The organism is Bacillus sp. FSL W8-0183 (genome assembly GCF_038006825.1).
Lineage (GTDB): Bacteria > Bacillota > Bacilli > Bacillales > Bacillaceae > Bacillus > Bacillus altitudinis.
The window spans coordinates 390779-407905 of the sequence record NZ_JBBOVY010000001.1; the positions used below are offsets into that span (position 1 = coordinate 390779).

The window sequence follows — 17127 nt, forward strand, 5'->3', positions numbered from 1 at the left end:
CAAATGGAATTGATTAATTGGAGGGAATGGAATGCAAATATTGACGAAGATATCAGGTAAAAGCAAGGATTATCTACCGTTGCTGGATATGATCAATCAAGGTGTTCAAGTAAAGGCTGATTCAGTTGACAAGAATCTAGCGAATGATAAGCTTGCTGCGTTCCTTGAGCAAGATATTGCGCGTACGGGTTTGGAAAAAATTCTCTTCCATTATAAACAAAATGAGGAAAAAAAGATACCGTTCCTGCCGGTCGATAAACTGATTTCAGAGGATGAGATCGATGATATTATGCAGGTGCTGAAAGAAGTATTAAGTTCAGGCCGTTTTACATCAGGCCCTTATATTCCAAAGTTTGAAAAGACGCTCGCAGCGTACTTAGGGAAAAAATATGTCATTGCCACATCAAGTGGAACAGATGCCTTAATGATCAGTTTAATATCAGCAGGCGTCCATCCTGGAGATGAGGTCATCCTACCTGCCAACAGCTTTGCTGCAACAGAAAATGCAGTGCTTGCGATTGGTGCGGTTCCAGTCTATGCCGATATTGATCCAGACACCTACTGCCTAGCGCCGAATGAAATAGAAAAGCATATCACAGATAAGACAGTATGTATTCTCCCGGTTCATTTGTATGGAAAGCAAGCGGATATGAAGGCCATTTCGACGATTGCGAAACGGCATGGTCTATTGATCATTGAGGATGGCTGTCAGGCGATTGGCAGCAGCGAGCTTGGGGCATTTGGAGATGGACTTGTTCTCAGCTTTAATCCTTACAAAAACCTTGGAGTTTGCGGAAAGGCAGGAGCCATCGCGACAAATGATGAAGCCCTAGCCGAAAAATGCATGGAAATCAGCTATCACGGTTTTGAACCAGGAAAGAAAAACGTGAAGCGCAGTGACTATGGCTTTAATTCTAAGATTGATAACTTACAGGCCGCAATCGGGCTAGAACGAATGAAATATTTAGGTTTACAAAACTTTAAACGCTTTTACTTGGCAAAGAGATACATAGATCAGCTGCAAACGCTGGAAGACGAAGGCTACATAAAGCTTCCGAAGATGACAGAGGATCATGTATGGCATCTATTCCCGATCAGAGTGGTGAAGGGAAGCCGAGATGAGCTGGCAGAGAAATTACTGGAAATGGGCATAGAAACAGATGTCTATTACCCAATTTTATCGCATCAGCATCAAACGAATCTTGTTTCTCAAAAGTATAAACAAACGGCACTTCCACATACGGAAAAAGCCGTACAGCAATTACTCCATTTGCCGCTTTACCCAGGTATGCCGCTGCAAGATCAGGAGAAAGTCATCGAGGGGGTCCATCATGTTATCAAATCTTCCATTCAATAAAAAGCTTGTGCATCAACCACAACATCCGCAGTGGATCGTCTTCTGTGATTTCGATGAGACCTATTATTCTCACGGAATGACCGAGGAGCAGAGAGAGGATGTAAAACGGCTGGAAGCTTTTGTGGCAGAAAAGAGCGAAGCCGGCCAGCTCATGCTGGGCTGGGTGACGGGAAGCAGCCTCGATTCTGTTACGAGCAAAATGGAGAAAGGCGGTTTCTATCAATTCCCGCATTTCATTGCGTCGAATTTAGGAACTGAAATCGTGTATACATCAGATGGGAAATTTGGACAGCCGGATGCAGAATGGATGAAACGGCTTGATGCACAGGGCTTTTCAGATGAAAAAATTGAAGGTATTCTGCAAAGCGTACGTGAAAAGGGGATCACCCTTAGGCCGCAAACGCAGCTAGGCAGCTCTGGGTATAAAAAGAATTTCTATTATCAGGAGCAGGATGAACGAACAGATCTCCATCATCTATCATTCATCCAAACACTTGCGAAGGAGCAGGGTGTTGCGGTGAACATCAACAAATGCAACCCGCTTGCGGGAGACCCTGCGGATTGCTATGACGTTGATTTTTTACCAGTGGGAACAGGAAAGGATGAAATCGTTCGGTTTATGCTGAATCAATATAACCTGTCAAAAGATAAGGGCTTTGCTTTTGGTGATAGTGGGAATGATCTGCGGATGCTTCAATCCGTCACGCACGGCTTTCTTGTCCAAAATGCAACAGCCGAAGCCAAACGGCACCATCATCAAATTTGTCATCATGGGTATGCAAAAGGAATCTATGAAACATTGAAAACAGTGATGTATAAACATGAGGAGGCACATTCATGAAGAAAATTGGAATTGTTGGAGCAGGGAATATTGCAAAAGCACATGCTAGAGCATTATCAACGATCAAAGGTGCAGAATTATCTGGGGTCTATGACTTGCACGAATCCGTCGCACAAGGATTTATTAAACAGTACGGCGGACGGGTGTATGCCAGTATCGAAACACTAGCGGATGCATCAGATGGATTGATCATTGCTTCCCCTAACTTCTGTCACAAGGACCATGCCCTTCAGGCGCTTAGAGCAGGACAGCCGATTTTATGTGAAAAACCGATGGCTGTATCGTTAAAAGAAGCGAAGGAAATGGTGGAGACAGCCAAACAGTTCCAGGTTCAAGCCAGTATGGGCTTTAACTATCGCTATTTATCCTTTGTGAATATTTTGAAGAACTTGATCGCCAATGGTGAATTAGGACGCGTTTTGACAGTACGGACACATTTTAAGAAAAATAGTGCCCTTAGAAGAAAGACATTTTCGTGGAGAGACAGCAGCGAAAGTCTGCGTACAAGCGGTGCATTAGGAGATTTAGGGATTCATTTGATTGATATGCTGTGGTACTTATTTGGCAGTGAAATGAAAAAAGAATCCCTTAATACGAAGATGCTGACACATGTAAAGGAAAAAGAAGAGAAAAAGGTACAGGTTGATGACCATACCGAAATTTTTGGGCAAATGGAGAATCAAGTGTTCTTTCATTTGGTGACGTCCAAAAGTACGCAGCCGGAGGAATGTGGATTTAGTGTAGAAGTGGTGGGGCATGACAAGGTTTTTAAATACCATACAAACATGAAAAACGAATATGAGATCAGTGATGGCTTGTGTGTAGAGCGACATCAAATGCCGCAAACATTGCTGACAGATCCACCAAATGAATTTTATGGATGGTCTGATACATTCCGTGATCAGCTGATGCATTGGGTAAATACAAACTCATATCCATCTCATATGAAGGTAGCTGATTTTGCAGATGGTTATCGCGCGCAGGCTGCGCTGAATACGTGCTTCGAGAGGGAAGAGGCTGTCGTCTCTGCCCGCGCATATTAATGAAGAGGTGGAGCGGAGGATATCATGACTCCGCTCCTTTTTAGAGGAAGTGAAAAGATGAAAAAGGTGTTTTATTTTGGCTGTATCTTTTATTTTTTTATTGGGACCATTCATGTGTTTTTTGGCAGTTTAACGCCTTATTTGCTGTCTAGTTATGATAAGGGTCCTGGGGAATTATCTTCTTTAATCTTCTTTCAGTTTATTGGCTTTTTGACAGGCGTTCTTTTGTCGCCCATTCTTGTGAGGAAAAAAGGCTACGGCGCTGTTCTGACGATGGGATTGCTGCTGATGATCGGAGCGCTTCTTCTTGGCCTTTTGGTACCAGGTTGGACGATTCTTGTGGTGGCAGGTTTTTTCCTTGGGAGCGGTGCTGGCAGTCTTGAGACAACGGCCGGGGCGTATATCATTTCAATGGCAAACAGTGCAAAGCGAATCAGCATCATGGAGGTCTTTTTTGGATTAGGTGCATTATTATTTCCTCTATTGATTCTGCTGACTGTGACAGAGGAAACGTGGCATTATGTGTTTTTATTTCAAGTCGGTGCACTGACTTTTTTTCTCATGCTCTGGCTTACCTTTATGAATAAACTCCCTCGTGGGCAGATGGCGGCTCCTATTCAAGACATGAAGAAACCGTCTTTGCTGTTTGATCGAGGGAATCGAATGATTGTGGTGCTGATGATCTGTTTTGCGTTTTTCTACGCAGGAATTGAAACGAACTTTGCGAACTTTTTACCGTCGATCATGCTAGAAAAAGGGGGAGACAACTGGGGTCTTTTTGCGGTCTCTACTTTTTGGACAGCGATCGTCATTGGCAGAACTGTCATTGCGAGAAAAGCCGATCAGCTGCATCCGCTTCGTTTTTTAAAGTTAAGCGCAGCGCTGATGATTGTGCTACTCGCCGTATTTGCTCTAGCCACCCACATCGCCGCGCAGCTAATTCTTATCTTTTTCATCGGTCTGTGCGCAGCTGGCATGTTCCCCATTGCCTTGACGGCTTCTGCATTAATGATTGAAAATGCCATCGACGAGGCCACGAGTTATTTTATTGCCGCCGCTAGTTTAGGTGGAGCTTGTTTGTCCTTTTTGATTGGGTTTAGCCTTGAGTGGGCAGGTGCGGCAAGCGCCGTCTTTGTTTTCGCCTTTTTAGCTGTTCTCCTTTTTGCAGCTGCCATTCAAATGAATCGATCTCGGAAAAAAGAAACCATACCCACACAGCCGCCGGCGATGAAAGCCGATCGATAAGCAGCTGCTCTGGTGGCTCCTCCTTTTGTATAGCATATCTTCAGAAAAGGTGACGAAGGACTTGTACTAAAACAACGAAAGCGTGAATAACATGTACAAGTCAGCATCAAAAGGAGGACGTCTATGTGGCGGTGTTTTTTGGTTATATCTTTTTAGGGTTGTCACTTTCAGCGCCTGTTGGGCCAGTCAATGCAGCCCAAATCGACAGAGGGATTAAAAGTGGATTTTGGCACGCTTGGATTTTTGGTGTGGGGGCTATGGCTGCGGATATTGTCTATATGCTCCTCATCTATTTTGGTGTCGCCCAGCTTTTGACTGCACCTCTTGTGAAAACCTTTTTGTGGCTGTTCGGCTTTTTCGTTCTAACCTATACCGGTATTGAAAGCCTTCGTAAAATCAATTTGCAGGAAAGTCCAAAGAAGGATGGAGGAAACACGTCGATCGGGCATTCATTCATGACGGGCTTTTTCATTTCTCTTTCCAATCCGCTTAGCATTTTATTTTGGCTTGGAATTTATGGCAGTATTTTAGCCAATACGATCGAAAAGTATGGAGCATCTCAAATGCTGATGTATAGCGTGGCTATTTTTATCGGCATGCTCATATGGGATTTCTGTATGGCGCTGCTTGCCAGTACGTTTAGACGGTATTTAAATGAACGAATGTTGCACGGCTTATCCGTTCTGGCAGGTCTCTCTTTACTTGGCTTCGGTGCCTATTTTGGATATCAAGGGATCATGGCGCTCATTGGATAGAATGGTTGATAAGAAAAAGGGCTAAAATCTAAATCATTTTAGCCCTTTTTCATATTTGACAGAAATAGGACACTCTTCAATAATGATGGAAGATACATAAAATTGAAGGAGTTTTTGCCATGCGTATGTTCCTGCCAGCATTCAACTATGTGTGTATGCTGATTTTGTCTGTGATCACAGCGACATTTGTTTATACCATGTTGTTTGCCCCACCTGAATCCAGATTCAGTTATGTGGAGGTCACCAGTCTTTTCATTTTGATCGCTTATGTCCTATTTGCTACACCTATCCAAATGGTTTTACACCGTCATCCTGAGAAGTTTCGACGCCGTGATTTATTGGTTTATTTTATCGGGGCGTGGGTGGTTTGTACGGCGCTCGCATTATGGATTGATTATGGTGTTGTCGTCTTTATTAGCTACAAAGTTTATCTATTTAGCTTTTGTGCGGCCTTTATTTATTGGCTGCTTGATTCCGTCATTTTAAAGAAGAAACAATCATAAAGGCTTTTCCCGTTTTTTCTCTTGAACATGAACGTGTATGACCTTCGAGAGTCCGCTTGATACAAAAGCAAGAGCCGTCATCAGAAGGACCCAATATAGATTGCTAAGGTCAAATCCAGTATAAGCGAAGATGAAAATCATCGAAATCACGGACGTTAATATGAGGACAGGCCATATCCGTTTAAATAGCAGATAACCAACAAATCCCCAAAGGAAAGCCATCACTGGTAGTGTAAATAAGATCAGATACATCGGATGGAGAAAAAGAAGACGCATGTCATTCACCCATTTCTTTTATAATGACCAACTCTATTAGATAGAGGCGGCTAAATGATGATATGCAGAAGCATACTCATACATGATTAGATAAATGGAAGTGAATTCCTGCTTCATCCGGCAAATCAATCACCTTGTGAATGTCCAGTGAAAGTCGTTGAAGGACAGTCACCACAGCTTTTTCCTCCTCATAGGCTATGGAGAAGACGCTAAAACGAGGTGGAAGAAAATGGCCCAGCTGTATGCAAAAAGTTGCCTTGATCAAAATCTACGATCACTCGAAGAATGGAAGCAGGATGCCTTCACACAGTTTGGAGAGATGGTAGGGGATGAGGCAGATACATTTCCGTGTGTACCAGGCAGACAAGGATTTTTTCTCGATCATTTGCGTTATGGATTTGTCGGTGATCTGCGGGGAGACGGGGCAGTGAATGAGTTAGCAGAGTTGCTAAAAGAATATCAAGGCTGCGCTAAACAAACTGGTCAATACGCTTCATTTATCTGCTTTTTTGAAACTCCGCAGGATTTAAAGGAAAGCCCAATTGAAGAATTTGAGCAGCAGTTCTGGTCATTGCTTCAACGGTTACATCAAAAAGATGCAGTGCCATGGCCTGAAGAGGTTCCGCTGGACCCTCATCACCATGAATGGGAGTACTGTTTTCATGGCGAGGCTTATTTTATTCTGTGTTCAACACCAGCTCATAAGCTCAGAAAGAGCCGCCACTTTCCATATGTCATGATGGCATTTCAGCCCAGATGGGTGTTCGAAAAATTGAATGGATCGACCAAGTTTGGACAAAAAATGAGCCAGCTCGTTCGCAAGCGGCTCAAAGCATATGATCAAGTTGACGTCCATCCATCGTTAAAATGGTACGGTGATCCAACAAATCATGAATGGAAGCAATATTTTCTCTCAGATGATGAGGCGGAGAAACCAGCCTCCGCCAAATGTCCATTTACTGCTTTAAAAAACATGATGAAATTATGATGCGGCCTGATCCTGTTTCCACTTTTTTCTCATAAAGAGTACCATGATGCCAATCACGGCGATGATCCCAAGGCTTATAAAAAAGCCGGGTCGTCCGCTTGCCTCTGTCAGAGTGCCTGAAACAGCCGCACCAATCAAGAGCAGGGCAAGAACCGTTTCACACGTTTGACGAGTAGATGGTTTTGACAGCTTTTTGCTCGAAAGCAGAATAAACACCCATGTGTATAAAAGAGTTAAACCGGCTGCTGTTGTGAGATGCTCATATATGTGTTTGGACAAAAAGAGTGCCAGCAAAATCGAGACAATCAATCCAGCAGCAGTTAAAAGAATTGAAGACCATCTGACATGAGATGGTTCTTTTTGTTTAAAACAAGCAGGTGCATCGTGATGTTCCGACATCGTGCCAAGCAGCGTCGTGACTGCATAGAGGGAGGCAACCAATGTGGAAAACCCGGCAATAATGAAAATGCCATTAAAGATATGAAGGAAAATCGATAAATGAAATGGTTCCAGTGATGTAATAAATGGACTGCTATTCTCGTTAAAGGCTGTCACTGGCACAAGCAAAAGCGCAAGTCCGATGGAGACGATATAAATGACAGCAAGAATGATCAGCATCACACGTCCAGATTTTGCGGCGTCTTTCGGGTCTTTTAAATGAACCGCCATCAGCCCCATGACTTCAATTCCCCCGAAAGCATAAAACGCATAAATCAGCCCATTCCATAGACCGAGCGGGCCGAGCGGCATCCATTCATGGTCTTTATTTGGCAGGTGGAGGGTAGGCCTATGCTCTGTGAGAATGCCGCATAAAACAAGAACGGCAAGGACGACAAACAATAGGATCGCCCCGGTTTTCAGCACGGCAAGAACATTTTCCGTCTTTTGAAAAGAAGAAAGCCCAATGATAATCACAAGCAGGGCAAGAGCGGAATAAATCGCTGAAAATACCCAAAGTGGAATGGATGGAAACCAGTGACGAGTAAAAAGAGAAATCGCCGTCAGCTGACTCCCTGTAATCAGCATTTCTGAAAACCAATACACCCAGCCATTACTAAAACCCGCCCAGCGCCCATAGGCTTTTCGGGCATAGGAACAAAATGATCCCTTATCTGGGTTCTCGGCTGTCATCGCAGCCAGGTGTTTAAAGACGAGATATGTGCCGACTGCCGCAAGCAAAAATGAAATGCAGACGGAATAACCGGATTTTGTAATGGCGATGCTGGAACCAAGGAAGAAACCAGTGCCGATTGTACAGCCGACTCCGATAAGAGAAAGCTGCCACCAAGATAAAGATTGTTCTTCTTTCAATGCATGTGCAACACCTTTCCGATTCAATAGCATTAGCTTGTGACCGCCTCTTTTTTTTATACATGATCAAGAGGACGTTTTGGGCATACTGTCAACATGGAAAGGAGTGCATGTGATGAACGGAGAATACGTGATTTTACCAAAGGATGGATTTGGCTTTCGGTTAGGAAAAGGACAATGTATGCGAGTGGTTGATGTCGAAGGGCAGCAAGTAGCAGACGTGATGGCCTATCATGAAAAGGATTTTTATGAAAAATTTGATCAAGGCGCTACAATGGATAGCCTGTTCTCTTCCAAGGTGAAAAAGGGAGATCAGCTTTATTCTAATTTATATAAACCAATGTTTACGGTCATCGAAGATACAGTCGAATGTCATGATTTATATATGCCTGCGTGCCGGCAAGAAATGTATCAGCTCTTATATGGGCGTACGCACCTAGAGGTCATGCATACATGCTACGATAATCTCAGGACAGCCTTTGAGCCATTCGGTATTCCGAAGGAGGATATGTATTATCCTTTTAATGCGTTTATGAATACAGTCATTGATGACAAAGGAAAGTTGTCTGTCGAGCTGCCAAAATCGCTCTCCGGTGATTACATCCGCCTGCGTGCAGAAATGGACCTCATCGTCGCGGTGTCTGCATGTCCTGCCGACATTGGAAAATGCAATGGCTCAAGCTGTACATCCATCCGGGTGGAGATTGATTGAAAAGGAAAGACCAGTCAAAGAGACTTGGTCTATTTCGTTTGTGAATGTTTGATCATTTATGAAAAAGGGGAACGTCTAAAAAATATCTTTTTTCAAAACATGATATAATAAAGTGGCTAAAATCGTAGGTAAATCAATTGAAATGGAAGTAAAACCTGTTCTCTTCATGTAGAGGATGCTTAGGAGGAAAAGTGTATGAGTTTGCAGAAAAAAATCAGCCAAGAGTTGCATGTGCAGCCCTCAATTGACCCAAAGCAGGAGATCGAAAAACGGGTTGGATTTCTAAAGGCTTACTTGAAAAAGACCGGTGCAAAAGGATTCGTTCTCGGTATTAGCGGCGGACAGGATTCAACGCTTGCCGGCCGTCTCGCTCAGCTCGCTGTAAGTGAGCTTCGTCAAGAAGGAAAAGAGGATGCTGTCTTTATTGCAGTCCGTCTTCCGCATGGCTCGCAGCAAGATGAAGACGATGCGCAGCTGGCTCTATCATTTATTCAGCCGGACAAGTCTTGGAAATATGATATCGCACCTGCCGTGACGGCATTCAGTGAACAATATCAAAAGGAAACAGGCGGTGCGCTGTCTGATTTTAATAAAGGGAACGTCAAAGCACGCATGAGAATGATCGCACAGTATGCCGTCGGTGGACAGGAAGGCTTACTTGTCATTGGAACGGATCATGCAGCTGAAGCTGTGACGGGCTTTTTCACGAAGTATGGCGATGGCGGCGCAGATGTCCTTCCGCTCACAGGTTTAACGAAACGCCAAGGACGGTTGTTGCTAGAGACTCTTCAGGCGCCGGAGCGATTATACTTAAAGAAACCGACAGCCGATCTGCTGGATGACAAGCCTCAGCAAACGGATGAAACAGAACTTGGTATTACGTACAATGAAATTGATGATTACTTAGAAGGAAAACCAGTTTCAGATCAAGCAGCAGAAGCGATTGAAAAACGCTATGTTCAATCAGAACATAAACGTCAAGTACCAGCTTCTATGTTTGATGACTGGTGGAAATAAAATAAGTGACCTCTCCAGAAGATGGAGAGGTTTCAGGCTGTCGAGAAAATCTCGACAGCTTTATTTTTTCCTTAAAGTTTCCATCTCCAAATTTTATAATAGAGATAAGTCCACTAAAGGAGGTGTTTTTTCTTATGTTCCACACTAGAAATACTTCTCAGCACGAAGCCGAATTTGTATTACTAGATCAACTGATCGAAGGATCACCTGCTTCGTAAAATTGATCACTACATTGATTTTTCATTTATCATAGACAAAGTCAAACCTTATTATAGTGACAATAATGGTCGTCCTTCTCTTGATCAACTTATTTTGTTTAAAATGAAATTTATCGCATACCTGTACGGTATCCGTTCCGTATCTTGATCGATTGGATCACCAAATCACCCGATTTGATTTTCAAGTAGAAGCGGTTACCATTGATTCTGGTTATTTGACAACATCAATCTGTAAAGGATTTATCCGATCGCCGCATTTTTGGTGTCATCGCACATAGACGCTTTCATCGAACAAGAGGAAATTCCAGTATCATTTTGAACATGATCATTACATATGCCCAAATGGTGAAAAGCTATCATATACGACAACTGACCGAAAAGGTTATAGGTACTATAAATCAGACCCTAAAAAATGCGTTTCTTGTCCTTTCCTTGAAAGCTGTACAAGATCGAAAAATTATCAAAAAGTGATCTCAAGACATGTATGGGAGAACAAAAAGAAAAGATTAGACAAAATCGTCTGTCTATCTCTGGAAAAAAATTATATAAAAAGAGAAAAGAAAAAATAGAGCGAAGCTTTGCAGATTCAAAACAACTGCATGGGCTTCGCTACTGTTGGTTGAGGGGAAAACAGAATGTGAGTGTGCAAGTTCTCCTCACAGCTACGTGCCAGAACATGAAAAAGATTGCCACAGACCTAGCCAAGCTAGGCTAGGTCTGTGGGAGGCCTTTTTTATTTATTGTTGCTTAACAGTAATTTTTAAGGTATTTTTACAGTATATGCTAAATTAACAAACATAATATTTACGCCTACATCAACTTTCTTATATTTGTTTTTAACTGCCCATGCAACAGCACCAGAAGTTCCAGCAGTAATAGCCGCAGCGGCTCCAGCACCCCATGGTCCAGCAGCAATTCGACTTGTGTACCAACCGATATATCCGGCTGCAAATCCACCTGCTACTATGGCATTCATGCTTCTAACTTTCGGTCCTAATTTGAGGTGTAAACCTACAAAACCTAATGTCTGCATGTCACCTTTTTTCTCATTCTCTTCAAAGCTAAATTCTTCTGATTTCATTGAAGTCATTAGTAGACTGTCGTGTTCTGAAATTCCCATTTCCATAAGGGTTTCTTTATCAGCTGTAAAATGAATATTTCCATCCTTATCTAATTCGAAGTAATTAGATAGTTTCTCTGCTAATTCCAATTGTTTTTTATCTACACTGACTGGAGGGGTCTCATTATTACCTTGACTGGCATGACTAATCATTGGAGAAGAGAAACCAAATGTAATAGTAAGCACACATAACATTACTAGAAATTTTTTAAACATATGTACCACTCCTATTTGTTTTTTGGGGTAACGCATACATGATATTTCCTTCTATTGGGGTGGAATACTTAGAGGTTAGGAGAGTAATAAGATGTATTTATTCTTATTTACTTTGATTTATTGTGTAATCACACAAATGTTGAGTTTTTCCTTTGAGATGTCTTTTGGTGTGTACTTGATAGGGTTAGCTTTAATCAAAGGGTTTTCCAGTGGGGAAATTAAAGACATCTTTAATTTCAAAAAGACAAGGGACGTGTTCAAAGAAAACAGATTTATAGATTCTTTGATGGAATTGTTTTCTTTGGTAATAGTGTTTATTAATGCATACATAATTGATTATGAACCATTCTCTCCCTTTGAGTTTGTTTATACTTTTTTCTTGCTTGTAGTTCTGTACAGGTTCCTATTTTGGGGGATCATAAGAGAGTCTAAAAAATGGTTGCATAAAGAGTCATAAGAGACATGTGCTTATAAAAATCACTCACTTTCTTTGATACATTCCAATGCTACCATTTATTTCTTTATAATTGGTAATATGGTGGGAATTTTATTTTTCAGTTGCGGTGTCCGCAATTATGGTTCTTTTAATTGGGAGGAGAAATTTCGAATAGAGAAGAATTAGATTGTCAATTATCGCTAATGAACAGGCTGGAGAGCCTGTTTTTTTTAAAAAAAATATTATGTTTTTGTTGAAAAATTCCATTTTGCTTGCGGTATCCGCAAACACTTTTTTTATTTTTCAGTGCTTCATTTTGACGGATTTTTTTTGTGATAAAATCCAGTCACTGCGGAGGTGAATCATGTGAAGATAGAAGTAGGAATAAACCTGTTTGAGCTAGGATTTCTCATTCTAGGTGTTTCAGTTTTGTTTTTAATCAAGGCTAAAGAGGAACGAAAACGAAAAAGAAAGAGCTAGGCTGCTTCTTGAAAGGCGCTTGACGGAAATCAAGAGATTTTAACACTTACATAGAGGTTTACTTAAAAATTTCAGTTGAGATCGCTCAGATTTGATTCTGATCGCTTTTTTGTTTAGGTATTAAAAGTAGGGGTGGTGTGTCAAAAACGCTTATAAGGGCTTTAAATGTGTTTTTTCGTTTTGGCTACTGAAATCAGTTTGAAAATCTGTTTGCGAGATACCGAAAATTTTCAAAATTGGAACTAAAATGGGTTTTGGACGTATTTCATGTGCTAGGATTTAACATAAAACGGCAAAAATTGAGGGGGATGAATGAATGGCAGCTGTATCTTCAGCGAAAATCGGTCAGAAGATTAATGAATGGTATCAGAATATCAAGAGGCTGAATGTAACAGATGCGGAAATGCTTCGGAGTGAGATCAGAAGGGATTTAGACATCATGGAGGAAGATGAGCAAGCTGTTCTTTATTTTCAGCTTATGGAATTCCGCCACGAACAAATGCTTGAATACATGAATCTAGGAGCTCGGAAATTAAACAAAGCGGAGTACCTGCGATCAGTTGAAGGGCAAGGGCGGAAGCTTACTGGAATCCTGGAATACTATTTTAATTTTTTCAAAGGGATGTATGAGTTTTCGCAAGGTGATTACATTACTGCGATTACTTTTTATCGACAGGCAGAAAAACGGTTGGATCGAGTGGCGGATGAAGTTGAAAGAGCAGAGTTTTACTTCAAGATGGCAGAGATTTTCTATCACATGAAGCAAACTCAAATGTCTATGTATTACATCATGCTAGCCCTTGATACATATAAGGCGCACCCGACATATCTTGTCCGAGAAATTCAGTCTCGTTTTGTTGTTTCAGGAAATTATATTGATCTTAACAGTTCTGAAAAGTCTCTCCCGCATTTAGACAAAGCATTAGAAAAATCACATGCGATTAAGGATGAATTAATGATTGGTATAAGTTTGATGAACTTGGGTCACTGTTATTCTAGTTTGGAAAAATATCAGTTGGCATTAGATCATTTGGAGGAAGCTGAAATTTATTTGAAACGTCATTCTCACATACGAGCAATCCTTTATCAGCAGGCTCTGATCCATTTTAAATTGGGTAACGATGAATTGGCCAAGGAATATTTGCAGCGTGGCATAGATTATCTAAAATCAAACCCTGATCAATTATTCGAATCTTTGTACGATTTTCTTGTAAACCTATATATAAAGCCACTTAATCTTGATGATCTCAAGGATATTTTGAAACGATTTGATAACATTAGGGGTTATCCATATTTAGAAGAACTGGCATTAGAGTCCGCAGAATTTTATACTAAATGTGAGCGTATGGAGGAATCTGTATATTTGTATCAGCAAATGGTGTACGCTCAAAAACAAATTCGAAGGGGCGACTGTTTGTATGAACATTAGAAAAAGCTTTGTTTTAGCTGGTCTTGCGATCATGATGTTGGTTGGTGGTTTATATCTGAATCATACCGAGACTGCTATGGAGTTGGCTATTCGATTAGGTACATGAAAAATGGCAGACCTTTTGGGTCTGTCTATTTGGAAATTCTTCTGGAACAACACCAATGCACTAACAGACACTCAGAAAAAATCCCTTCCAATTGGATAGGGATTTTTTGAGTAAGCTGTGATCTAATTCAAAGTTGCATAACCCTAATCAACAACAAACAGTACTGCCGTTCCATCTTCGTATTCATTTAGTTGATGGGACACCCAATATCCCGCACCTCGATTGTCTGAAAGAGATATTTATTCTATATCGGCTCCTGCACCGCCTTCTTCACACATAGCCATAGGGAATTCATCTCGATCATATTCCCTTTTTACTTGTATGTTTTTCAATGATTCTTCTCCATTTTTATCGGCACCTTCTTTATCAATCGTGCAGACGGCAGAAGCGCCCTTTTTTATAGCATTTTTTATGTCTCGTGCTGTTTCTGGATACTTATCAAACGGAAACTTCAATTTCACATCATACTGAGACCTCTCCAGAAGAAGGAGAGGTTTTTTTATGTCGAAGTGGGTTTGACAAAACAACCAAAAATTCATTAAATTAGTAGAACGATCTACTTAAGTCCATTTAACTAAATATCAATTTTTTTGATTAAAAAAGAAAACATAATTAGTTCGATTCACTTAATTTCACTTCTATTGACAGTATTTTCAGAAAAAATGATTGACGATAAAAACGAATGCGCTTACAATGAAAACACATTCCAAAAAGTGAAATTGAATTCCACTAGACGGAATAAAGGAGTCGTTCATCTCCAAATAAGTGGCTAAAGGAATGATTCACACAATGAAAAATCGAAGTGCACTGGAAATATACAAAGAAGGAGGCGCTTGGTGGGAGACTGAGATTAGTCATATTCAAAAAAATTCAATTGAACTTCGGGGCTATCCAATTGAAGAGCTTATTGGTCAATTATCGTATCCACAGATGCTTTATCTACTGCTTGTTGGTGAATTACTAGATGATTCGAAGGCAGCTCTTTTTGAAAGTGTTCTTGTCGCAGGTGCGGATCATGGGCCAAGAGCACCGTCTATTGCAGCGGCAAGAATGGCGGTTACGTGCGGCATTTCGTTTAATTCTTCTGTTGCAACAGGGGTGAATCTATTAGGTGATATTCATGGCGGAGCCGGAGAAAAGGCGATGCGTATGTTATACGAAGCCAAAGCAGCCTACGATGAACACAAGGATATCAAGTCTGCTGCAAAGCAAGTATGTCAGACATGGTTAGCTCGCAAGGAAAAAATTCCGGGAATCGGTCATCAGCTGCATGATGATGATCCGAGAGTGAGACGGCTGTATGAGCTGAGTCAAACATATGTGCAGCAAGGTGATATCAGCGGAACGTACTTACGGTTAGCTGAGGCGATTAGACATGAACTTGAACAATTAAAAGGGAAAAAAATCACGATGAACATAGATGGTGTATCTGCTGCGATCCAATGTGAATTAAACATTCCAGCTGAAGCGGCAAAAGGCATCTTTTCCTTATCCAGAGGAATGGGCATCGTGGCGCATGCATATGAAGAGCTGACAAAAGGTGCCCTAGTGAAAGGTCCTTGTCCGAATGAAGAAAGACTTGTTCGTTATGCGGGGGTCGGGACGCGTCACTTGAAGGAGGGTGAGAGAATTTGAGTGAATTGAAAGCGTTGTCATATATAAACGGCGAATGGCTGGATGCAAACCATGTCAAAGAAGGCATTATCAATCCATACTCTGGGGAAATGATCGGTACATCCTATCTTGCATCCTCAGAAGATATAGAACAGGCACTTTCTATTGCGCAGCAAGCTAAAAAACAATTAGCGGCAATATCAGCATTAGAACGCTCAACGCTTCTAACAAAGGCAGCTGCCTTATTGGAAGAACAAAAAGAGCATTTTGCAAAACTCATTTCTTTAGAATTAGGCAAACCGCTTAAAAATACAAGAGATGAAGTCTCACGATCAATTGAAACGCTGGCGCAGTCTGCCGAAGAAGCCAATCGACTAATCGGTGAGACCATTCCTGGCAATGTATCTTCCCGTGGACAGAGAGCAATGGCGATGACATTTAAAGTGCCGGTTGGGGTTGTGCTGGCGATTACGCCTTTTAATGCGCCTCTCAACTTAATTTGTCACAAAATCGGTCCAGCTTTTGCGGCAGGGAATGCCATTATTTTAAAGCCAGCACCGCAAACATCAGCTGTTGCCACAGCGTTTGTTAAGCTCCTGCTTGAAGCAGGGTTTCCTGAAAAGAGCCTGCAGCTTGTGATTGGAGGAGTAGACGCCGGCAGACAGTTAGTCACTGATGAAAGAACCAATCTTGTTTCTTTTACTGGCGGTGCGGTGGGCGGAGAACATATTTCAAACTCTGCTGGATTAAAAAAGGTACTGCTGGAACTCGGAGGAAATGGAGCGACGATTGTTCATCATGATGCAGATATCGAGCTAGCCGCATCTCTTTGTGCCAAAACGGGCTTTAGCAACTCTGGTCAAAGCTGTATTTCTGTTCAAAGAATTTATGTCCACAAGCAAATTATGTCGTCATTTACTGAGACACTTAAACAAAAAGTAGAGCAGCTCGTCGTTGGAGATCCGCTGTCTAGTGAAAGTGATATCGGCTGTATGGTTGATGTACAGGCAGCAAAACGTGTGGAGGCTTGGATACAAGAGGCAGAGAAAATGGGTGCCGAGCTTCTATCTGGAGGACAACGAAATGGCGCAAGCATCACACCGGCTATTTTGCTAAACCCGCCAAAACAAGCCAAGGTCGTCTGTGAAGAAGTGTTCGGTCCAGTTGTCAGCATTCTCCCATATGAGGAGCTGGATGAGGCAATCAAAGAAGCAAACGATAGTCGATATGGTTTGCAGGCAGGTGTCTTTACGAATCAGCTAGATGTTGCGTTACACGCAGCAAAAGAGCTTGAAACTGGCGGCGTAGTCATCAATGGGACATCGAATTTCAGACTAGATCACTGGCCATATGGCGGGATTAAACGAAGCGGTATTGGAAGGGAAGGCCCACGTTTCGCCATCGAGGAGATGACCGAAACCAAAATGGTTGTGCTGCCAAATGGGCTATAAAGGGGGCAG

Annotated in this window: 14 protein-coding genes and 2 pseudogenes; 13 read left to right on the plus strand and 3 right to left on the minus strand. The window is 41.8% G+C overall.

Features of this window, described 5'->3' with window-relative positions; translation table 11 throughout:
• Positions 1 to 31 precede the first annotated feature (31 nt).
• The 7 genes from NSQ64_RS02245 (at position 32) to NSQ64_RS02280 (ending at position 7008) form a co-directional block, all read left to right on the plus strand.
• Positions 32 to 1357 carry a DegT/DnrJ/EryC1/StrS family aminotransferase gene (locus NSQ64_RS02245; RefSeq protein WP_331833098.1) on the plus strand — a complete coding sequence of 442 codons (1326 nt, stop codon included), beginning with the start codon at positions 32 to 34 and terminating at the stop codon, positions 1355 to 1357.
• Positions 1332 to 2198: an HAD-IIB family hydrolase gene (locus NSQ64_RS02250; protein WP_331833097.1), complete on the plus strand. Its 867-nt coding sequence runs from the start codon at positions 1332 to 1334 to the stop codon at positions 2196 to 2198. The genes NSQ64_RS02245 and NSQ64_RS02250 overlap by 26 nt, the downstream gene beginning before the upstream one ends.
• Positions 2195 to 3241 (plus strand): Gfo/Idh/MocA family protein, encoded by a 1047-nt coding sequence (locus tag NSQ64_RS02255; protein WP_331833095.1) that lies wholly within the window; start codon positions 2195 to 2197, stop codon positions 3239 to 3241. Before NSQ64_RS02250 ends, NSQ64_RS02255 begins: the two co-directional genes overlap by 4 nt.
• 57 nt (positions 3242 to 3298) lie before the next feature.
• Complete coding sequence (locus NSQ64_RS02260) at positions 3299 to 4486, plus strand: MFS transporter (protein WP_331833093.1); 1188 nt, start codon at positions 3299 to 3301, stop codon at positions 4484 to 4486.
• 125 nt (positions 4487 to 4611) lie between these two features.
• A complete protein-coding gene (locus NSQ64_RS02265) occupies positions 4612 to 5241 on the plus strand; it encodes a LysE family translocator (RefSeq protein ID WP_268383658.1) in 630 nt (209 codons plus the stop codon).
• Positions 5242 to 5360: 119 nt separating this feature from the next.
• Positions 5361 to 5744: a UPF0715 family protein gene (locus NSQ64_RS02270; protein ID WP_268383655.1), complete on the plus strand. Its 384-nt coding sequence runs from the start codon at positions 5361 to 5363 to the stop codon at positions 5742 to 5744.
• Positions 5745 to 6249: 505 nt separating this feature from the next.
• On the plus strand, positions 6250 to 7008 hold the full coding sequence (locus tag NSQ64_RS02280) for a YqcI/YcgG family protein (protein ID WP_039166353.1): 759 nt from the start codon (positions 6250 to 6252) through the stop codon (positions 7006 to 7008).
• On the opposite strand, the gene NSQ64_RS02285 is transcribed toward NSQ64_RS02280, so the two are convergent.
• On the minus strand, positions 7003 to 8352 hold the full coding sequence (locus NSQ64_RS02285) for an amino acid permease (protein WP_146271385.1): 1350 nt from the start codon (positions 8350 to 8352) through the stop codon (positions 7003 to 7005). The two genes, NSQ64_RS02280 and NSQ64_RS02285, sit on opposite strands and share 6 nt — an antisense overlap.
• 82 nt (positions 8353 to 8434) lie before the next feature.
• Between NSQ64_RS02285 and NSQ64_RS02290 the strand changes: the two genes are divergently transcribed.
• From NSQ64_RS02290 to NSQ64_RS02300, 3 genes and pseudogenes are all read left to right on the plus strand, one after another.
• Positions 8435 to 9031, plus strand: a complete 597-nt coding sequence (locus NSQ64_RS02290; RefSeq protein ID WP_331833087.1) for an urea carboxylase-associated family protein — start codon at positions 8435 to 8437, stop codon at positions 9029 to 9031.
• 195 nt (positions 9032 to 9226) lie between these two features.
• Positions 9227 to 10048 (plus strand): ammonia-dependent NAD(+) synthetase, encoded by an 822-nt coding sequence (gene nadE / locus NSQ64_RS02295; RefSeq protein ID WP_341014829.1) that lies wholly within the window; start codon positions 9227 to 9229, stop codon positions 10046 to 10048.
• Between the two features lie 134 nt (positions 10049 to 10182).
• A pseudogene (locus tag NSQ64_RS02300) lies at positions 10183 to 10981 on the plus strand (transposase).
• Positions 10982 to 11026: 45 nt separating this feature from the next.
• Here the strand turns inward: NSQ64_RS02300 and NSQ64_RS02305 are convergent.
• Complete coding sequence (locus NSQ64_RS02305) at positions 11027 to 11602, minus strand: hypothetical protein (RefSeq protein ID WP_268383649.1); 576 nt, start codon at positions 11600 to 11602, stop codon at positions 11027 to 11029.
• A 1232-nt stretch (positions 11603 to 12834) separates the two neighbouring features.
• On the opposite strand from NSQ64_RS02305, the gene NSQ64_RS02310 reads away from it, so the two are divergent.
• Positions 12835 to 13947: a Rap family tetratricopeptide repeat protein gene (locus NSQ64_RS02310; RefSeq protein ID WP_041106640.1), complete on the plus strand. Its 1113-nt coding sequence runs from the start codon at positions 12835 to 12837 to the stop codon at positions 13945 to 13947.
• 249 nt (positions 13948 to 14196) lie between these two features.
• Here the strand turns inward: NSQ64_RS02310 and NSQ64_RS02315 are convergent.
• Positions 14197 to 14526, minus strand: a pseudogene (locus tag NSQ64_RS02315) (sporulation protein); the annotation flags it as partial.
• 304 nt (positions 14527 to 14830) lie between these two features.
• On the opposite strand from NSQ64_RS02315, the gene NSQ64_RS02320 reads away from it, so the two are divergent.
• Complete coding sequence (locus NSQ64_RS02320) at positions 14831 to 15688, plus strand: citryl-CoA lyase (RefSeq protein WP_025206709.1); 858 nt, start codon at positions 14831 to 14833, stop codon at positions 15686 to 15688.
• Positions 15685 to 17118, plus strand: a complete 1434-nt coding sequence (locus NSQ64_RS02325) for an aldehyde dehydrogenase family protein (RefSeq protein ID WP_341014833.1) — start codon at positions 15685 to 15687, stop codon at positions 17116 to 17118. The genes NSQ64_RS02320 and NSQ64_RS02325 overlap by 4 nt, the downstream gene beginning before the upstream one ends.
• The last annotated feature ends 9 nt before the right edge of the window (positions 17119 to 17127 follow it).